This is a genomic window from Collinsella sp. AM43-1, from assembly GCF_003467925.1.
Classification (GTDB): domain Bacteria; phylum Actinomycetota; class Coriobacteriia; order Coriobacteriales; family Coriobacteriaceae; genus Collinsella.
Map to the genome: position 1 here is coordinate 1 of NZ_QSFR01000050.1, position 1,033 is coordinate 1,033.

A 1,033-nucleotide genomic window follows, 5' to 3' on the forward strand; every position below is an offset into this window, starting at 1 on the left:
AGTAGTTCATCTGGTGGTAGTAGCGACGCGTGGTGAGCGGGTGGTTGCGGACGTGCTCGAGATGGCAGCTCAGGCGCTCGGTGATGGTGTAGGTGACCATCGGGGAGACGATCTTGCGGAACTCGGGGTCGCTGAACGGCAGCTCGACCTCGGCGGTGTCGAACTTGTTCACGCGGACATGGACGCCCTTCTCGTCGGCGAGCATGTGAGTGAAGTTGTCCACGCGGTCCATGAGCTTACGGGTGTCGTCCTCGCCGTAGAGCATGATGAGGCTCGTGCCCTCCTCGCACAGCTCGATGGTGCCGTGGAAGAACTCGGCGGCGTGGATGGACTTGGTCTTGATCCACTGCATCTCCTCGAGGATGCACATGGCGTAGTCGTAGGCCTCGCCCCAGAGCATGCCGGAGCCGATCACCATGTGGTAGTCGGTGTCCTTGAAGTCCTCGGCCATGGCGGCGCAGCGCTCGTCCTGGGCGTCCTTGGCCTTGATGAGGTACGGGGCGATGTTGCCGAACTCCTCCATGAAGGTGTCGTACTTGGGGAAGGCGCCGGCGTTCTTGAGGAAGCGGGCGACCAGCGTGATCTGGTAGGTGTAGATGGCCTCGCACAGAACGTCGTCCTCGGCGAAGCTGAAGAACTTGTAGTCGGCGTACTCGGTGGCCGGAGTGTTGTCGTTGGAGACATACATCAGCGTGCGGGCGCCCTGCTCCTGGCAGAACTTGGCGGCCTCGATGATCTCGGGGGTGGTGCCGGTACGGGTGGAGAAGACGCAGACCGAGTCCTTGTTGAAGGCCTTGGGCGGGCACGCGAGGAACTCAGCGGCGATCTCGCAGTGGACGTCGACGTCGGCCGTGGTGGTCTCGACCCAATACTTCATCGGGAGCGTGTGGGCCCAGGTGCCGCCGCAGCCGATGAAGAAGATGTTGGAATAGCCCTGCTCGCAGACCTCGTCCACGGCAGCCTCAATCTGAGGACGGAGAGCGAGGGCATCGCTCACAACCTTCTCGTAACGAGGCTCATCGAAATTGAACAT

1 protein-coding gene is annotated in these 1,033 nt (G+C 61.9%); it reads right to left on the minus strand.

The genetic code is table 11. The features are described from left to right. A partial coding sequence (locus DW925_RS10025; RefSeq protein ID WP_147349540.1) for an SIS domain-containing protein occupies positions 1 to 1,033 on the minus strand: 1,033 nt, incomplete at both ends.